15 protein-coding genes are annotated in these 17,984 nt (G+C 65.1%); 3 read left to right on the top strand and 12 right to left on the bottom strand.

Annotation, left to right across the window (positions count from 1 at the left end; all coding sequences use genetic code 11):
- Positions 1–231: 231 nt before the first annotated feature.
- From aftB to glf, 5 genes are read right to left on the bottom strand one after another with little or no spacing between them, the layout of a single operon-like run.
- The gene (aftB, locus tag AC5Y21_RS16500; protein WP_499913818.1) at positions 232–2,223 is read right to left on the bottom strand and encodes a terminal beta-(1->2)-arabinofuranosyltransferase; all 1,992 of its coding nucleotides are present in this window, start codon (positions 2,221–2,223) and stop codon (positions 232–234) included.
- 25 nt (positions 2,224–2,248) lie between these two features.
- The gene (locus AC5Y21_RS16495; protein WP_499913817.1) at positions 2,249–3,160 is read right to left on the bottom strand and encodes a decaprenyl-phosphate phosphoribosyltransferase; all 912 of its coding nucleotides are present in this window, start codon (positions 3,158–3,160) and stop codon (positions 2,249–2,251) included.
- A gap of 5 nt (positions 3,161–3,165) precedes the next feature.
- Positions 3,166–3,690: a phosphatase PAP2 family protein gene (locus tag AC5Y21_RS16490; protein ID WP_499913748.1), complete on the bottom strand. Its 525-nt coding sequence runs from the start codon at positions 3,688–3,690 to the stop codon at positions 3,166–3,168.
- The gene (locus tag AC5Y21_RS16485) at positions 3,683–5,590 is read right to left on the bottom strand and encodes a glycosyltransferase (protein ID WP_499913746.1); all 1,908 of its coding nucleotides are present in this window, start codon (positions 5,588–5,590) and stop codon (positions 3,683–3,685) included. The genes AC5Y21_RS16490 and AC5Y21_RS16485 overlap by 8 nt, the downstream gene beginning before the upstream one ends.
- On the bottom strand, positions 5,587–6,783 hold the full coding sequence (gene glf / locus AC5Y21_RS16480) for a UDP-galactopyranose mutase (protein ID WP_499913744.1): 1,197 nt from the start codon (positions 6,781–6,783) through the stop codon (positions 5,587–5,589). Before glf ends, AC5Y21_RS16485 begins: the two co-directional genes overlap by 4 nt.
- 278 nt (positions 6,784–7,061) lie before the next feature.
- Between glf and AC5Y21_RS16475 the strand changes: the two genes are divergently transcribed.
- The 3 genes from AC5Y21_RS16475 (at position 7,062) to AC5Y21_RS16465 (ending at position 11,900) form a co-directional block, all read left to right on the top strand.
- Positions 7,062–8,111, top strand: a complete 1,050-nt coding sequence (locus AC5Y21_RS16475; RefSeq protein WP_499913742.1) for a PirG — start codon at positions 7,062–7,064, stop codon at positions 8,109–8,111.
- 171 nt (positions 8,112–8,282) lie between these two features.
- A complete protein-coding gene (locus AC5Y21_RS16470) occupies positions 8,283–9,914 on the top strand; it encodes an N-acetylmuramoyl-L-alanine amidase (protein ID WP_499913740.1) in 1,632 nt (543 codons plus the stop codon).
- Between the two features lie 42 nt (positions 9,915–9,956).
- Positions 9,957–11,900 carry a spermine/spermidine synthase domain-containing protein gene (locus AC5Y21_RS16465; protein WP_499913738.1) on the top strand — a complete coding sequence of 648 codons (1,944 nt, stop codon included), beginning with the start codon at positions 9,957–9,959 and terminating at the stop codon, positions 11,898–11,900.
- Between the two features lie 406 nt (positions 11,901–12,306).
- On the opposite strand, the gene AC5Y21_RS16460 is transcribed toward AC5Y21_RS16465, so the two are convergent.
- The 7 genes from AC5Y21_RS16460 to AC5Y21_RS16430 all read right to left on the bottom strand — a co-directional run bounded on the left by AC5Y21_RS16460 (position 12,307) and on the right by AC5Y21_RS16430 (position 17,892).
- Complete coding sequence (locus AC5Y21_RS16460; RefSeq protein ID WP_499913736.1) at positions 12,307–12,774, bottom strand: DUF350 domain-containing protein; 468 nt, start codon at positions 12,772–12,774, stop codon at positions 12,307–12,309.
- A 28-nt stretch (positions 12,775–12,802) separates the two neighbouring features.
- Positions 12,803–13,969 (bottom strand): glutathionylspermidine synthase family protein, encoded by a 1,167-nt coding sequence (locus AC5Y21_RS16455; protein WP_499913734.1) that lies wholly within the window; start codon positions 13,967–13,969, stop codon positions 12,803–12,805.
- Entirely contained in the window at positions 13,966–14,679 is a 714-nt protein-coding gene (locus tag AC5Y21_RS16450; RefSeq protein ID WP_499913733.1) for a hypothetical protein, read from the bottom strand. The genes AC5Y21_RS16455 and AC5Y21_RS16450 overlap by 4 nt, the downstream gene beginning before the upstream one ends.
- Before the next feature lie 64 nt (positions 14,680–14,743).
- Complete coding sequence (locus AC5Y21_RS16445; protein ID WP_499913816.1) at positions 14,744–15,562, bottom strand: HAD family hydrolase; 819 nt, start codon at positions 15,560–15,562, stop codon at positions 14,744–14,746.
- Positions 15,559–16,344: a lysophospholipid acyltransferase family protein gene (locus AC5Y21_RS16440; protein ID WP_499913731.1), complete on the bottom strand. Its 786-nt coding sequence runs from the start codon at positions 16,342–16,344 to the stop codon at positions 15,559–15,561. Before AC5Y21_RS16440 ends, AC5Y21_RS16445 begins: the two co-directional genes overlap by 4 nt.
- A 17-nt stretch (positions 16,345–16,361) precedes the next feature.
- Entirely contained in the window at positions 16,362–17,114 is a 753-nt protein-coding gene (locus AC5Y21_RS16435) for a lysophospholipid acyltransferase family protein (protein ID WP_499913729.1), read from the bottom strand.
- A 7-nt stretch (positions 17,115–17,121) separates the two neighbouring features.
- Entirely contained in the window at positions 17,122–17,892 is a 771-nt protein-coding gene (locus AC5Y21_RS16430) for a lysophospholipid acyltransferase family protein (protein WP_499913727.1), read from the bottom strand.
- Positions 17,893–17,984: the final 92 nt, after the last annotated feature.

Genomic DNA, 17,984 nt, shown 5'->3' with positions numbered 1-17,984 from the left:
TGCGACGCAAACCTTCATTCAGCGTTCGTTCACTGTGATTTTCGGCTCGAAATCGGCGGCTGGAACGGGCGTTTCCGCATGTGGCCGCCCGTTGTTGCACTCCTGGTAGGCGCTCGAATGTGATTTTGCTGTCAATCTTCGGATCCGCACCGATCGAGGGCGGCAGTCGGCCGATCGAAACCCGGGCAAAAAAATCTGCCGGCGAAGCAGCGTCGCAGAGCCGGCGCGACCTCACTCGCGAGGCACGGGTGGACCCGCGTCGGGTATGTCGAGCCCACACCTGACGAGCTCGTAGAGCGGAACACGGTCAATCCGATACTTGGTGAATTCATAGGAATTCACGAAGTTGGACACGAACCGGTGAGCGGTCATCGGGGCACGCACCGAACTCAACACCGCCTGCGTCGCGGGACATTTCAGCGCCGCCACCGCCTCGGCAACCCATTGCTGGTCGAGGTAACCGGGAATACCCGGATACACCTTCACCCAGGGTCCGTCGGCGACCACCCAGTCCGGAAACAGGTTCTTGTCGTGCCCGATCCGGCCGTGCTTCAGCCGCTCGGTGTGTTGGGCGATCGGATTCGCCAACCCGATCTGGTCAAGCACTCTGACATCCAGCCCGACGTTCATCCCCAGCATGCCAAGATTGGTGAAAAACACTGCATGCTGGGGCTTTTGGGTCGACGGGCTGCCCGGCGCGTTGCTGGGCTGGATCATCGGCACCAGGTCCCACTGGGTGTAGTTGCCCGACGGCAGCAGCAACGCCCCGTTCGGAGTGTTGTTGATCGCCGTCAGGACGGCAGCCATCCTCGGGTAGTTCAGGTAGTCGGCGGCGGTCAAAGGATGCGCGTGGCCGGTGGCCTGCGCATAGAAGCGGCGCTCGTCGACGATCCCCGAGTAGGTGACCCGGGTGGCGTCGTCGCCCATTCCCGGCGAGTTTGCTGCCCACAGCGACCAGCCCGCGATCCCCAGCCACAGCACGGCGGCCGCGGCAGCGGCCAGCCAATTGCCGCTCTCGCGGGTGAAGTCTTTGCCGTCGGGAAGGGCCACCGGGATGACCGCAACCGGTGCCAGCAAACAGAATAGCGGTGCCAGCAAAACCCGGCCGTGCATGAAGTCGCCGCCCTGCCGAATCCAGTACAGCCCCTGGAAAAGCCCGCTGACCAGGACGAAAGCCACCGCGGCCGGCGGGCTTTGCACGGCCCGGGCCAGCCGGCCGTAGTTCGGCGACTCCAGCGGGCGCAGGAACGACGGCCGGCGCCGCGCCACCATCAACAGCAGGCCGAGCGGCACCAGCAGCACCACCGGCGCCCAAAGCGCATAGGGCGCATTGAAATTCGACAAATAGGTCATGCCCTGCGACCACTTGTCGCCGGCGGCATCCTTGGCCAGGGCGGTTCCGGGGACCAGCAGGCCGTAATAGCCCATCCGGAAGATCTGGTAGACGACCGGCAGGAACCCGCCCGCCACCACGATCAGCACCCGGCGCTGCCAGGTACGCGACGCGATCAGCATCATGATCAGCGCCAGGCCGCCCATCAGCGCCAGCTCGGGCCGGACCAGAACGCTCAAACCCGCGACGAACGCCAGCGCACCGATGAACCACCGATTGTCCGGGCGGTTGCGCAGCGGCTGCGACCAGCACACCATCATCCACCACAGCAAGCCCAGATAGGTCAGCACCAGCCCGCTCTCCAGGCCCGACGTGGCGAAGTCACGCGCTGGGGGCAGCGCGATGTAGACCAGCGCGCCGGCGGGCAGCATGATCGCCCGGCGGCCCCGCAGGCTGGGCGCATACAACCGGCCCGCGCCCAGCATGAGCAGCGCCACCCCCAGCAGGGAAAGCATCAGCGCCAGGAACAACGCCACATACTCCATGCGCATCGGCCCGCCGATCCAGCTGCCCACGTACACCAGGTAGGTCCACAGCGTGGAGGTGTTGGCTTCTACCCGCTCGCCCGTGTTGAACACAGGCCCGTTGCCGGCCAGCAGATTTCGCACCGTGCGCAACACGATCAGCCCGTCGTCGGCGATCCAGCGTCGTTGCCAGGCCCCCCAACCGAACAGCAAAGCGACCACCGCCACGCTGACCCACAGGCTAACCCGGACCACCCGGTGGTAGCGGAACACTGGCCGAAGGGCCCGCCTGACCGCCACCGGCCGACGCCGCAGCACGGCGGGGCTCAGGCCTTTCAGGCCGTCGAGGCGCAGCGGCCCCGTTATGGCTTTCAGGCGGGCGGATACCGGGCTAGCCGAAGGCAACGGCGGCTCCAAGCGTTGCGATCCACGCCAAGAACAGGAACTGCAACACCCGGTCACGCAGCGCTATGTCCTCGGGCTCTCCGGCCAGGCCACCGTCGACGTCCACCGCGTAGCGCAGGATCGCGATGGTGAACGGGACCATCGTCACCGCGAACCACGACAACCCCGAGTAACGGTCGCGCTCGAACGCCCACAGGCCGTAGCACATCACCACCGCGGTGGCCGACAACGTCCAGACGAACCGCAGGTAGGTGCCGGTGTAGCTTTCCAGCGATTTTCGGATCGCGGCGCCGGTGCGTTCGGCAAGTTGCAGCTCCGCGTAACGCTTGCCGGCCCCCATGAAAAGGGACGCGAATGCCGCGGTGAGCAAGAACCACTGGGACAGTGAGATGTTGGTGGCCGCACCGCCGGCGATGGCCCGCAGCAGGTATGCCGACGACAGGATGCAGATGTCGAGCACCGCCTGGTGCTTGAGGCCAAAGCAGTAGGCCAGCTGCATAACGATGTAGACGGCCATCACTACCGCCAGGTTGGGCGTCAACCACCAGGACAGGCCGAGCGACGCCACGGCGAGCACGACGGCGAGGGTGTAGGCCAGCCATTCGGGCACCACACCGGCGGCGATCGGGCGGAACCGCTTGGTCGGGTGTTCGCGGTCGGCTTCGACGTCGCGGACGTCGTTGATCAGATAGATGGACGAAGCGGCCAGGCTGAACACCACGAACGCCACCGCCACCTGGGTTCCCAGCTGGCCGTAGTCGTAGCGGTGGCCGCGACCCGCCGCCGCCACCGGCGCCGCCAGCACCAGGACGTTCTTCACCCATTGCCGCGGACGGATCGCCTTGATCACGCCGGTGACCAGATTTCCCGGAGGTCCGGTCACCACGTGTTCATTCACGTCACTCATGCCCTCGCCCCTTTGTCGAGCCGGACGACGGTGCCCGCGACCGCGGCGCCCAAAGCAATCCCGGCGGCAACGTCGCTGGGATAGTGCACCCCGGCCAGAACCCGCGACAGCGCCATCGGAGGCACCAGCACCGCGGCCAAGGGCAGTCCGGTAGCGCGGCCCATCAGGAGGGCCGCAGCCGTGGTCGAGGTGGCGTGCGCCGACGGAAAGCTCAGCTTGCTGGGCGTACCGACATTCACCGCGACGGCAGGATGACTCGGCCGTTGGCGTCGCACCAACCGCTTGATGAGCACGGCGGCCGCGTGGGCGACGAAGGCGCCGGCCCCGGCCACCAGCCAGTCCCGGCGATGCTGGGGCGCCAGCGCGGCACCGAGCAGCGACACGGCTACCCAACCGATGCTGTGCTCTCCGAAGTGCGACAGTCCGCGCGCCGCGGTCAACACCCCCGGGCGTTCAGCCAGCGTCGACTGGATGGCGACCATTGCGGCGACTTCGCCGCTCGGCGCCCCGGGTTCAGGCATGTCCCGAATCGTGGTGCGCGGGCGAGCCTGTCGGCAGTAGAGCCGTCTCCCACTTCTGTTTGCTGGACAGCACGGGCAACGCTTCGCGGTAGACCCGGCGCATCTCGTCGAACCGCCTCGCCAGCCGACGCTGACGGCGCAGCGACTGGAACAGCAGCGAGAACATCTTGGTTCGATCGCGTTGCCGGTAGACGACGCCGCAGCCGTCGGCCGTCGTGACGGTGACACCGTCGACGGTGCACAGCCGGAACCAGCGCGCGTCCTGAGTCGGCACGTTGTACTCGGGGCGCTGGTGGTGGGCGGGGGCGGCGACCTTGAGGTTGTGCAGCATCCCGCGGGCCAGCCGGTAGCTGATCGCCACCGGGTTCACCGGGGGCTTCATCGCCTTGGTCCGGTGCAACGGCGCCGGCAGCTCGCTGGCAGCCGGCAACACGACCGCGTCCGGGAATTCCTTGCGCATCCGGTGCACTTCCGGCAGCGCCGACTCCAGGATCGAGAAGATGTGCTCAGGTCCGGCGAGGAAGTCGTCGATAGCTCTGTTCTGGATCGCCACCGTCGAATATTCAAGGCAGGCAAGGTGTTTCAGGGTGGCCTTGAAATGGCTGCGGACCAGGCCGCTGATGTCACCGTTCCAGTGCAGGGCCGCGACCACCAGGCGATTGCGCAGATGGAAGTAGGCCTGCCAGTCGATGGCGTCGTCCTTGTCGCTCCAGGCCATGTGCCAGATCGCCGCACCCGGCAGCGTGACGGTCGGATAACCGTGCTCGCCGGCTCGTAGACCGTATTCGGCGTCGTCCCATTTGATGAACAGCGGCAGTGGCTGTCCCAGCTCTTCGGCGACCTGTCGCGGGATCATGCACGTCCACCAGCCGTTGAAGTCGACGTCGATGCGCCGGTGCAGTATCGCGCTCCGATCATTCTTGTCATTCAACGGGTATTCGGCGAAGTCGTGGTCGTACTCGGCGTGCGGCGCGGCGGTCCACATGAAGTTCGATTGGTTGACTACCTCGCCCATGATGTGCAGATGCGACGGTTCCTGCAGGTTGAGCATCTGACCGCCGATCAGCATCGGCGCCTTGGCGAAGCGGTTCATCGCCAGCACCCGCAGAATCGAGTCCGGCTCGATGCGGATGTCGTCGTCCATGAACAGAATCTGTTGGCAGTCGGTGTTTTTCAGCGCCTCGTACATCACCCGGCTGTAACCACCGGAGCCGCCGAGGTTGGGTTGGTCGTGGATGGAGAGCCGATTACCCAGGCCCGCGGCCGCGGCCGGAAAAGCCGGGTGATCGCGCACCTTGCGCGTGCCCTGATCCGGGACAATCACCGCACCAATTACCTCGTCCACCAATGGATCTGCGGTGAGGTCGGCCAGCGCATTCACACAGTCGGCCGGGCGGTTGAACGTCGGGATCCCCACCGCGATGTTGGCCGTACCCGGAGCGGGTTCGGTCGCATACCAACCTCCGCTGACGAGGCTGACCGCGGTATCGGTGGTGATGTCGAACCAGATCCAGCCACCGTCCTCGAACGACTTGAGCGGCACCTCGATCTCCACCACGGTCGGCTGGTCGTCGGTGCCGACAAATTGACGCCCCTCCACAGAGATACGCGCACCGGTGGCCTTGGTGCGGTAGACATCTACGCGTCCGGTCCCACTCAGCTCGACGCGCAGCACCACCGACGTGCAGACAGTCCAGCGCCGCCAATAGCTGGCCGGAAAGGCATTGAAATACGTGGCGAACGACACCTCGGATTCTTTGGCGATCTGCAGCGAGGTGCGGCTGGTCGCGTGTGCGCGGCTGGAGTTGGTGGTTGACTCCTCGAGATACAGCTTGCGCACGTCCAGGGGTTCGCCCGGTCGAGGCAGGATGATTCGGGACAGCAGGCTCACGGCGGTCATCTTGCGCCGTCCTCCTCTATCAGCGGCGCGCCGTCGCGCAGGTGCGGCGCCAGGACGTTGTCGTACATATTCAGTGCGCTGGCAATGGCCATGTGCATATCCAGATATTGATAGGTGCCCAGCCGTCCGCCGAACAACACTTTCGATGATGCGGTCTCGGACTTAGCCCTCGCCCGGTAGGCGGCCAACAGGGCACGGTCGGCCTCGGTATTGATCGGATAGTAAGGCTCGTCGTCGTCGTCGGCGAACCTGGAGTACTCCCGCATGATCACCGTCTTGTCGGTCGGGTAGTCGCGTTCGGCGTGGAAGTGCCGGAACTCGTGGATGCGGGTGTAGGGCACGTCGAGGTCGTTGTAGTTCATCACCGGCGTGCCCTGGAAATCACCGATCGGTAGCACCTCCACCTCGAAATCCAGTGTGCGCCAGCCGAGTCGGCCGTCGGCGTAATCGAAGTATCGATCTAACGGTCCGGTATAGACGACCGGGGCCGACGGCGATTCTCGGCGCAGCTGCTCGCGGACGTCGAACCAGTCGGTGTCCAGCCTGACCTCGATGCGGTCGTCGGCGGCCATCCTGGTCAGCCAGGCCGTGTAGCCGTCGACCGGCAGGCCTTCGTAGCTGTCGCTGAAGTACCGGTTGTCAAACGTGTAGCGCACCGGCAGCCGGGTGATGTTGGCCGCCGGAAGTTCCTTCGGGTCGGTCTGCCACTGCTTGGCGGTGTAGCCCTTGACGAAGGCTTCGTAGAGCGGCCGGCCGATCAGCGAGATCGCCTTCTCTTCGAGGTTCTGCGCGTCGCCGGTGTTGATCTCGGAGGCCTGCTCGGAAATGAGCGTTCGTGCCTCATCAGGGGTGAAGTATCGGCCGAAGAACTGCGACACCAGGCCCAGTCCCATCGGGAACTGGTAGGCCTGGCCGTTGTGCATGGCGAAGACCCGGTGCTGGTAGTTGGTGAACTCGGTGAACTGCCGCACGTAGTCCCAAACCTTCTTATTCGAGGTGTGGAAAAGGTGGGCACCGTACTTGTGGACCTCGATGCCGGTCTGCGGCTCCGCCTCGGAATACGCGTTGCCACCGATATGCGGGCGGCGTTCGACGACGAGCACGCGCTTTCCGAGTTGGGTAGCCACGCGCTCGGCGACAGTGAGGCCGAAGAATCCGGAGCCAACAACGAAGAGGTCGAAACGAGCGGTCATCGGTTGCCTAGGTTATCTGACCTTGCTGCCAAAACCTGATTTGACGGCGCGCGGCAGGCGGACTTCCGCAAGCGCAGAGGGCCCGAAAGTGGTGTCGAAGCCACCGCATCTCACCGCAATAGCCAAGGTCGCGATTGCCTCACGATTCGATATCGCCACTCTAGTCACAGCGACCACACTCGTACCATCAATCGTGTGAGGTTCATGTCGCGCACGACAGACAGAGACGGACCGCACAACACATAGTCCCGATTGAGGGCCAGATTGAGGAGACTTCCGTGCCGAACCGACGCCGACGCAAGCTTTCTACAGCCTTGAGCGCGGCCGCCGCCCTGGCAGTCGCGAGTCCATGCGCATATTTCCTTGTCTACGAATCGACCGAAAGCACCAAACCGACCGAACACCACGCATTCAAGCATGCGGCGCAGATCACCGACCTGCCCAACGAGCTGATGGGCGCGCTGTCCCAGGGGTTGTCGCAGTTCGGGATCAACTTGCCGAATGTGCCGAGCCTGACTGGCGCCACGGGCACCAGCCCTGGTCTCACCAGCCCAGGACTCACCAGCCCCGGCCTGACTAGCCCGGGGTTGACCAGTCCGGGTCTGACCAGCCCGGGGTTGACCAGTCCAGGCCTGACCAGTCCGGGTCTCACTAGCCCGGGGTTGACCAGTCCGGGCTTGACCCCTACGACGCCGAGCAACACATTTGCGCCGACGACGGGTGTGGGCGCCAACCCCGCACTGTCTAACCCAGGGCTGACCAGCCCGACCGGCGTCGCACCGGGAGTGACCAATCCCGGGGTCGCCAATCCCGCGATCGGCTCGCCGATCGCCAATCCGGGAGAGGTGCCGATCACCGCGCCGACTACCGGGTTGGACCCGGGCGCCGACGGCACCTACCCAATCCTGGGTGCCGAGCCGTCACTGGGCGCATTGGGACAGACCTCCCCGTCGGCTGCGCCGAGCGGTGGCGGCGGCCTGGTCAACGATCTGATGCAAGCCGCGAACCAGTTGGGCGCCGGTCAGGCCATCGACCTGCTCAAGGGCATGGTGATGCCGGCAATCACGCAGGGCATGCAGGGCGGCACCGGGGCTGTCGCGGGAGCGCCGGGTGCCGGTCTACCGGCCGGTGGCATCCCGACACCGTCGCTACCGGCGGGTTTGCAAGGTGCCGCCGGACTACCGGCCGCAGCCGGCGCTCCGGCCGCCGCGATACCCGGGGCCACGGGTGTCCCAGGCGCGCTGGCGCCCGCGGCTGCCGGCGTACCCGCGGCTGGAGCGGTGCCGACCTTGACGGCCGCACCGGTCGAAGCCCTACCCACCGGCTAGGGCTTCCGGAGAACTTGTCACCTGACGGCACCGCAGAGTCGCACTGAAGCCGGGACCTAGCAGCCCGCACAGCAACCTCTGCGGTGCCGTCGAAACCGCTCCAGCCAATAGCTGCGCACATGCGCCGTGTCGCCTCACAAATAACAATAGACACACGCGTAACATCACCTGGTGCCGTCCCGCAGCCGCGCACCCACGATGTTGCTCACCGCGATCGCGGCGACCATCGTCATCGTCACCTGGCTGGTAAATCCGGCCCGCCAAAGCTCTCCGGTCACACCGCCGGCTGCCGACACCCGGCTCTCCGAGCAGCCGCTGGTCGGGCTTGGTGGCGGTGTGACAGTTCGCGAACTCACTCAGGAGACGCCGTTTTCTCTGGTCGCGTTGACCGGCGACTTGACCGGTACCTCGGCGCGCGTGCGCGCACAGCGCCACGACGGTTCCTGGGGACCCTGGTATCAGACCGAATACCAAACCGGAGCGCCTGACCCGCGACCGCAGGGCGGGCCGCGCAGCACAGATCCGGTATTCGTCGGGACCACCAAGACCGTGCAGATCGCGATCACCCGCCCGATCGATGCGGCGGTGACCGGGGCACCGGCCAGGCCGCCGGACGCCGCCGACGGAAAGCCGGGTCTCGGCTACAAGCCGGCCACCAAAGAAGAGCCCTTCGGACAGAACATTTCGGCGATACTCATTTCCCCACCGCAGGCACCCGTCGAAACGCACTGGACGCCGCCGACCGGCGTCGTGCTGGCGGGACAAGCCCCCAGCATCATCAGCCGCGCCGAGTGGGGGGCCGACGAGTCGCTGCGATGCGGGACTCCGCAGTACGACAACGGAATTCGTGCCGCGGTAGTCCACCACACCGCCGGCAGTAACGACTACTCGCCGCAGGAGTCAGCCGGAATCGTCAAGGCCATCTACACCTACCACAGCAAAACCCTGGGCTGGTGTGACATCGCGTACAACGCGCTCGTCGACAAATACGGCCAGGTGTTCGAGGGCAGCGCCGGTGGGCTCACCAAACCGGTCGAGGGATTCCATACCGGCGGATTCAACCGCGACACCTGGGGCGTGGCCATGATCGGCAACTTCGACGACGTCCCGCCCACACCGCTTCAGATCCGCACCATGGGCCGACTGCTGGGCTGGCGCCTGGGGATGGACAACGTCGACCCCAAGGCAACGGTGTCGCTGGAGTCCGCGGGCAGCCATTTCACGACGTTTGCGGCGGGGTCTGTGGCGAAATTGCCTACCATCTTCACCCACCGCGACGTCGGCAACACCGACTGCCCGGGCAATGCCGCCTACGCGGTTATGGACGAGATCCGGGATATCGCATCGCATTTCAACGATCCGCCCGAGGAGCTGATCCGGGCGCTGCAGGGTGGTGTCATCTACGAACATTGGCAGACAATCGGGGGCATGAACAGCGTTCTGGGAGCGCCGACTTCTACGGAGGCCAGCGGACTCGGCGCGACCCGCTACGTCACCTTCGCCAAGGGAGCGATGTACTGGTCGCCCGAAATCGGCGCCGAACCGGTCACCGGGGCGATTTACGACGCCTGGGCGTCGCTGAGCTACGAACGCGGTCCACTCGGTTTGCCGACCAGCGCGGAAATACAGGAGCCGCTGCGGATCACTCAGAACTTCCAGCATGGGACCTTGAACTTCGAGCGTCTCAACGGCAACGTCACCGAGGTCGTCGACGGCATCACCACGTCGCTGTCGACGCAATCCCCGAGCGGCCCGACGGTCCCATCCGAACACTTCTCGGTACCGACGCACCCGGTCGGCTAGGCTGGGCGGCCCGGCGTTTCGGCGCGTACTACTCTGCGACCTGTGCCCGAGACGCCGTATTTGACCATCGATCTCGATCGGGTGCGAGAGAACTTCCGGAAGCTGCAGGCCGCGCTGCCCGACGCGCGGATCCGCTACGCGGTCAAGGCGAATCCGGCCGAACCTGTCCTGCGGGTTCTCGCGGCCGAGGGCACGGAATTTGACGTCGCATCGGTCGGCGAGATCGACGTGTGCGCATCGGCCGGTATCGACGGCCACCTTCTGACATTCGGTAACACCGTCAAGAAACCGTCGGAGATAGCTGCGGCGTACTCGCAGGGAGTGCGTCGGTTCGCCTTCGACACAGCGGACGGTGCGGCCTCGATTGCCGCGCATGCTCCGGGATCTAGTGTGGAATGCCGTATCGCACCGGTGTTTCCGTCGTCGGTGACTCCATTCGGCCACAAGTTCGGGTGCGCTCCCAGCGACGCCGTAGCCTTGCTGGATCATGCCCGAGGTCTGGGACTGCGTCCGGAAGGGCTCTGTTTCCATGTCGGCTCGCAACAGCTGGACCCGGCCGCGTGGGAGCTAGGAATGCGTTGTGCGGCAACCATCTATGACGCTGTAGGCGACCTTGCCGCGATCAACATCGGCGGTGGCTTCCCGCTTGGGTATGCGACCGGCGCACCGCACATCGAGGTGGTGGCCGACACGATCATGTCCGCCCTGACACGCCATTTCGGTCCGAATCCACCACACCTCGTGGTGGAACCTGGACGGCTGCTTGTGGGATCCGCGGGCACCATCTACTGCGAGGTGATAGGCGTGCGCGCCGGCACCGACGGCCGGCGCTGGGTGTACCTCGACATCGGTCGCTACGGCGGCCTTGCCGAAACCGAGAACGAATACATTCGGTACCGGTTGCGCACCGACCGTGATGACGACCCCGTCGACGATGCGGTAGTGGCGGGCCCGACCTGTGACGGCGACGATGTTCTTTACCAACGGTATTCGCTTCCGGTCACGCTACGGGCCGGCGACCGTGTCGTAATCGAGGATGCCGGCGCCTATAGCGCCAGCTACGCATCCGTGGCTTTCAATGGATTCCTGCCGCTACCAACCTATTTCGTGCAGCGATCCGGCGTCTGCGGTGCGGGCCGGACGATCGTCGAACCGATGGCGCCCGGAATCACCCGAAGTTGGCGCGTATCCGAGGTCATCTGCGACGTGCGAACCGAGTTCCAGCATCTGGTGATCGGCCGCACGGCACAGGGTGTGGCGTTGTTCAGCGACGATGAACGACAGAGCACCGAGTTCAGTCAGCTCGTCTACCACGAGGCGCTGCTGGTGCCGGCGATGCTGCTGACAGACAAGATCGAGCGGGTGCTCGTCATCGGCTCCGGCGAGGGTGTGGTGAGCCAGCTGGCGGTGGCCGCCGGCGCCGCGCATGTCGACCACGTCGACATCGACCGTGAAGCCGTGCGGCTATGCGCGGAGCATCTGCCCTACGGCTACTCGACAGACGAATTACGCAGGGCGGAAAGCGGACTCGGCCCGATCGCTGTGCATTACTGCGACGGGTGGAGCTTCGTCGGCCGCTCTGCCGTCGCCTACGACATCGTCGTGGTCGACCTTCCCGACGAGCGTCCTGAATCCGCGCAGCATAACCGGCTGTACCAGGCCGACTTTCTGCAGAGGTGCCGCAATATCGGTCGAGTGGTCGTCTTCCAGGCCGGATGCCCGACCCTGTGGCGCAACGAGTCGCTGCAACGGTCATGGCAGCGATTTCACGAAACATTCGACACAGTCGTTTATTTCGGCAGCGACGAGCACGGGTGGGCGTTTCTCTCTGGCCTGTCCGGGTCCGCCGGTTTTGATGGGGATCCGCTCGCATCGATGTCGGCCCGCCTGTCGACGCTGCCCTACCAGCCGCAGACTATCGACGCCGCATCGCTGATCGCTGCTACCGTTCCGCCAAAGGCGCTGCGCGCCATGGGTTGCCGGTAGGGGGCGTGTGTACTTGCAGCGTTGACTGTGAAGCGGCGGCGTTGACCGTGAAGTGGCGGCGTTGCCCGTGAACCGACGGCGTTGACTGTGAAGCGGCGGCGTTGACTGTGAACCCATGGCGTTGACCGTGAACCCACGGCGTTAATTGTGAAGTGGCGGTGAAGAATCGACGATTTTGCCGCCCTCAGTACACTTTGAAAGCCGACGTTTCACACTAGACGGCCACGCACTCGACGCGGCCGGCATCCGCGGCCCTTGCCCACTGCCCGCAACCGCCCCCCACCGCCAACCAACCACCGACAGCACAAGTTGTCGCTCGTAGCTGGACATGAGGACATATGTTTGAGCGACGGGACTCGAGTGACAAATGTGACCGGACGCCACCGACCGGCCGCCACGGCCCCCGTCAGAGAATCGCGACCGCTACCACAATTCCAAGCGCGAACTGCGCGGCCGCCACCATCAGCGACGAGTAACTGAACTCGTCGGATTCGAACAGCGTGTCCATGTCGATGCCGATCACCAGAGTCGCGATCCGCATCATCACCACCTGCGCGATGATGCCGACGATCCCGAAAATGGCAGATCCAACCAGCCCTTCGACCAGCTTTCCCGACGACGCGTAGATGGCGAGCACCACGATCAGCGCCATGCTGACCATGCCGGCGGCGGCAACGACGATCGCGTTCGGCTTTCCCACGTCGACCATCTTGCGCAGCGGCCCCGGGGTGGTGAGGTCAATCGCGTAGAACCCGAGGATCATCAGCACCAGGCCGACGATCGCATACAAGACGATGGCACCGACCCCTCGACCGAGCACATTCCAATGGCCCGCGTCCCAATAGCCCGACAGCGCAACGCTAGTTGTCGTCATCGATGATCAACTCCATTCTCATTGCCACTTATCTCGAAGGGATCCGGTGCGGGACAAAAGCTGCGCCGTCGTCGGTCACTAATCCGGCGGTCTCACGGATGCCGAGTCCTGCCGCCGAATCGCCGACGAGCCACGTGCCCAATGCGGGTCGCATGTCGTCGAACTCGGGCAGCGGATCCAGCAGCTGGTAGACGAAACCCTCTTCCCCGTAGACCCCACCGGTAGCGGTCTCGAGACCGGCGCCGACGATGGTGATGTTCGCGCCTTCCCGGCCGAGCTTGGGTTTGCGAACGTATTCGGTCAGCTCGTGCGGATCGTCGAGATAGGCGGGTAGCAGGTTCGGGTGGCCCGGGTACATCTCCCACAGCACAGCCAGGATCGCCTTGTTGGAAAGCAGTGTCTTCCAGAGCGGTTCGACCCACATCGTCTGCGGCAGGCTGGCCGCGACATGTTTGCCGAAGTCGTCGTCGAGCACCCACTCCCACGGGTAGAGCTTGAAGACCGCGTGGATCTGGTCCTCTTCCAGATCGACGAACCGCTCCAGCGCCGAATCCCAACCGAGGTCTTCGATCATCAATCCAATGGTCTGAAACCCCGCTTCGGCGGCGGTTTCCTGCATGTAGGTCGTCGTAATCTGGTCCTCGCCGGTCGCTTCGACACCCGACCAGGTGAAGTGCAACTCGGCGCTGGGCAGCGAATCGCCAACCACCTTCCAGCGATCGACCAACTGCTCGTGCAGCGAGTTCCACTGGTCGTCGTCCGGGAACTTGTCTTTGAGCCAATACCATTGCAGGATCGCGGCTTCCAGCAGCGTGGTGGGTGTGTCGGCGTTGTACTCGAGCAGCACCGCCGGCCTGCGACCGTCGTAACGTAAGTCAAAGCGGCCGTAAACATGTGGGTCGGAGCGCCGCCAGGATTCGGCTACGGCTTGCCAACTCCATTCCGGCAGACCGAAATCCGCGTACCGCTCCATCAACACCACTTGCTCGACGGCGTTGAGGCACATCGAGTGCAGCAACTCGACATCGGCTTCCAGCGCAAGGATCTCGTCCATGTCGAATTCGTAGTAGACCGACTCGTCCCAGTAGGGACGGTCCCTGCCCCGCGCGTCACGGGCCGGCGACCCGTAGACCAGCCCTTGCGATTCCACGATCGAACGCCATTTGGGCCGCGGCTCGGTTCGGCAGCGCTTCACGAGCCGCCGCCCCGACTTCCCCCACTGAACTTGCCGCCGAGCCCGCCGCGCTGAATAGTGCTGCCCGACTTCGTCTTGATCGTTGCGCCGCCAGGCCGCGTCGTCGTTCCCCCGATCGGCCGCGAACCCACCAAGCCCGAGCTGCCGTAGTAGTACCGGTACTGGTGCCCGCCGTAGAAGAAGAAGCCGTTGAGGCCCGGGCTGTGTCCGGTGCAGTAACTGTCCGGAACGATCACCGGCTGACCGTTCGGGTCGTCCCGGACGCATTGGGCCGTGACGGTGGGCGCCGACAGCGCCCAATACCCGAGGCCCGCCACGACACCCACTACCCCGACGGTCGCGCCGGCACCGATCAGCCGTCGGTTCCGCTTCTTGCGCTTCTCCTCCGCCTCAAGGCGCGCCTGTTCGATCTCCCGCTGCTTCTTCTCGTACTTCTCCCGCGCACGTAACTCGGCGGGCGTCGCCGGACGTGGCCGCGTGCTTGCCGCATCCTGGGACTTCATGCTGCCGCCGGACAGGAATTTGCCGGGTTCGTCCTCGTCCGAACCCGCCTCCCCCGAATCAGAAGGCTGCCACACCGGGTTCACCGACTGGGGTTGCTCGCCAAAGGCAGGGATCGGCGGCAGCGGCTTGGGGAACGCGGATTCCTCGTCCGAGCCGCCAGGCTCCTTACCTGGCTGGCCCTTTGCCGCGGACGGGTCTTCTGGCACGACCGGCAGTCTTCCACATCGCCGCGCTGTTCGGCGATAGTAAAACCACCCCTGCTGTCGGGTTCTAAGCCCACCAACGCTCGAGCACCCGGGCGACACCGTCGTCGGTGTTTGGCGCGGTGACCTCGTCGGCGGCGATCAGCACATCGGGGTGGGCATTACCCATCGCCACGCCGCGGCCGGCCTGCAGCAGCATCGGCACGTCGTTGGGCATGTCGCCGAATGCCAGCACCCCGTCGTCGGCTATCCCCAGCGGCCGGGCGATCTCGGCCACGCCGCTCGCTTTGCTGATACCCGACGGCATGATCTCGACCAGCCCATTGTTGGTCGAGTAGGTGATATCGCCCTCGATCCCGACGTGCTTGGCCAGTTCGGCGGCCATCTCCGAGCTGCGGGCACCGCTTTTGCGTATCAGCAACTTGATCGCCGGCGCGCTGAGCAGGTCTGCGATCGACACCTCGGTGTTGTCCGGGTTGAGCCAGGCGTGCTCGTAGCCCGGCGAGCTGACGAACTGGGGAGTCGCGGTGTCGTGGGCGCGCTCACCGATGCGTTCGACGGCCAGCCCGGCGCCGGGAATGGCCCGCGTCGCGATCTCGGCCAGCTCGGCCAGGGTGTCGACGGACAGCGTGCGCGCCGAGATCACCCGGTCGGTCGCCGGATCGTAAAGGACGGCGCCGTTGGCGCACACCGCCATGGGGGCGAAACCAAGCGCCTCGACGACGGGGCGCACCCACCTCGGCGGGCGGCCGGTCGCCAGGATGAAGTGCGCGCCGCTGGCGACAGCCGCGCGCACCGCGGCGCGAGTCCGCGGACTGATGGTTTCGTCGTCGTCGAATAAGGTGCCGTCGACGTCGCACGCGATGAGCGCCGGCGGTGTCGTCAGTTTTGTCCGCCTTCTTCGCGTCGCGACCGGGTCACGCCGTCGTGCCCATGCTTTTGCATCCGCTCGGCCAACTCGGCGATCCGAAACTCCCTGGACTGGTCCTGGGTTGGCGCGCCACCACCGAGCCGCCGCGGCACCCAATACGCACCTTCGGGATGCGGATACTCCTCCTGAACCCGGTAGAGCATCGTGTTCATCGCAGAGCGCAGCACCGCGTTGAGTTCATCGATGTCGCCTTGCGGCGGTAACGGCTTTCCGACCGCTACCGTGATCGGAATCTTGCTGCGGAACAAGTGCTTTGGATGATCCTTCGGCCAAATCCGATGCGCGCCCCAGACAATCATGGGAATCAGCGGCACTTGCGCCTCCAGCGCCATGCGGGCGGCGCCGGTCTTGAAATCCCTGAGCTCGAAACTGCGGCTGATGGTGGCCTCCGGATGTAGTCCAACGAGTTCGCCCTCGCGCAACCGCTGCACGGCTACGGCCAAAGCTTCGGCCCCCAGGGTGCGGTCCACCGGGATCAGCTGGGCCTGTTTGATCACGTAGTTGACGGCCTTCACATCCTGCATTTCGGCCTTGATCATGAACCGCAGCCGTCGCCGCCGTTGGTGGGCGGCAATCGAGGCGGGGACCCAGTCCACATAGCTGGTGTGGTTGAGGGCGATCAACGCGCCGCCGCGCTCCGGGATGTTCTCCAGGTCCTGGAAGGTGATCTTGTTTCCATTCAGCGCCATAACCGACGGAACAAGAACTTCCATCATCCTGAAGAACGGCTCTGCCACGTCGTTTCCTTCCGCGCTTACCGCGACCGCTGCGGGGCATGGCTAGCGGCTTTCGCCGCGATCTCATCAGCATCCATTTGAGCCGCCTCCGCCAACGTCGGGGCTCCACCGCCCAATCGGCGCGGCACCCAGTACTCTCCGGCCGGATGCGGATACCGCTGCTGCACCTGGTCCAGCAGCGCGGTCATCGACTCCCGCAGCGCCGCATTGGTCCGCGGGATATCCTCGGCGGCCCGCAGCGGCGCACCGACCTGCACGGTGACGGGTATCTTTTTGCGGCCCAGGTGTTTTGGGTGGCCTTTGGTCCAGATTCGCTGACTGCCCCAGACGATCATCGGCACAATCGGCACATCTGCTTCGACGGCCATCCGGGCCGCGCCGGTCTTGAAATCCTTGAGCTCGAAGCTGCGACTGATCGTGGCCTCCGGGTAGACGCCTACCAGTTCGCCCTCGCGCAGCCGCTGCACCGCAACGGCATAGGCGCCCGCGCCCGCTCCGCGGTCCACCGGAATGGTCTTGGTGTGCTTGATCAGGAAATTGACCACCTTCACCTGTTGCATCTCGGCCTTGATCATGTACCGGATCCGGCGACGGCGACGATTGACGGCCAGCCCCGCCGCCAGCCAGTCGACGTAGCTGGTGTGATTGATGGCGATCACCGCCCCGCCCCGCCCGGGAATGTTTTCCACGCCGCTGAGGGTGATCCGGCTCCCGGTCGCCAGCACCAGCGAGCGGGCCACGATCACCAGGGTGCGGTAAATGGGCTCCACGCTCGCCTCACTGCTCCGGCGCTCCGGCCCGCTGAGCGCGGCGCGCCGCCCGTATCGCTGCTTCCTCGGCGTCCAAGCGGGTCGCTTCGGCCATCGTGGGCGCACCGCCGCCCAACCGGTGCGGCACCCAGAACTCGCCGGCCGGATGCGGTCCGTACTGCTCTTGGGCTCGCTCCAGCAGATGCTGCATCCGTGAATGCAGCAACCCTTTCAATTCCTCGATGGCCAGCGTCGGTTCGATCGGTTCGCCGACGACCACCGTGATCGGCACCTTCGGCCGGAACAGCTTCTTGGGATGGTCTTTGGTCCAGATCCGCTGGGCACCCCACACGATGTGCGGAATGATCGGCACGCCGGCGTCGACCGCCATCCGTGCGGCCCCCGTCTTGAATTGCTTGATCTCGAAGCTGCGGCTGATCGTCGCTTCGGGATAGACGCCGACCCATTCACCGTCCTTCAAATTCTTGACCGCGGCCTCGTAGGAGGCGGCCCCGGATGCCCGGTCCACCGGTATGTGCCGCAGGCTGCGCATGATCGGACCGGTGATCTTCTGGTCGAACACCTCCTGCTTGGCCATGAACCGCACCTTGCGGCCCAGGCCCTGCTGGTAGGCGGGCAAACCCGCGAGCATGAAGTCCAGGTAACCGGTGTGATTGATCGCGATGACGGCGCCGCCGCTGGTAGGCAGGTTCTCCACGCCGGTGACGGTGATCTTCAAACCCTGTATACGAAAGGCCAGACGAGCAAGCTGAATGACGGTCGCGTATACCGGTTCCACAGCACTTCAGCCTACCGAAGGCTGCGACAGGCCGGGGTTGGCTGACTCCTCACGCTAAGCTCGATGGCGACTCGAACACAGACCGGAAACGG

It is taken from the genome of Mycobacterium sp. NGS41, assembly GCF_059812725.1.
This window is presented reverse-complemented; position numbering and strand designations above follow the sequence as displayed.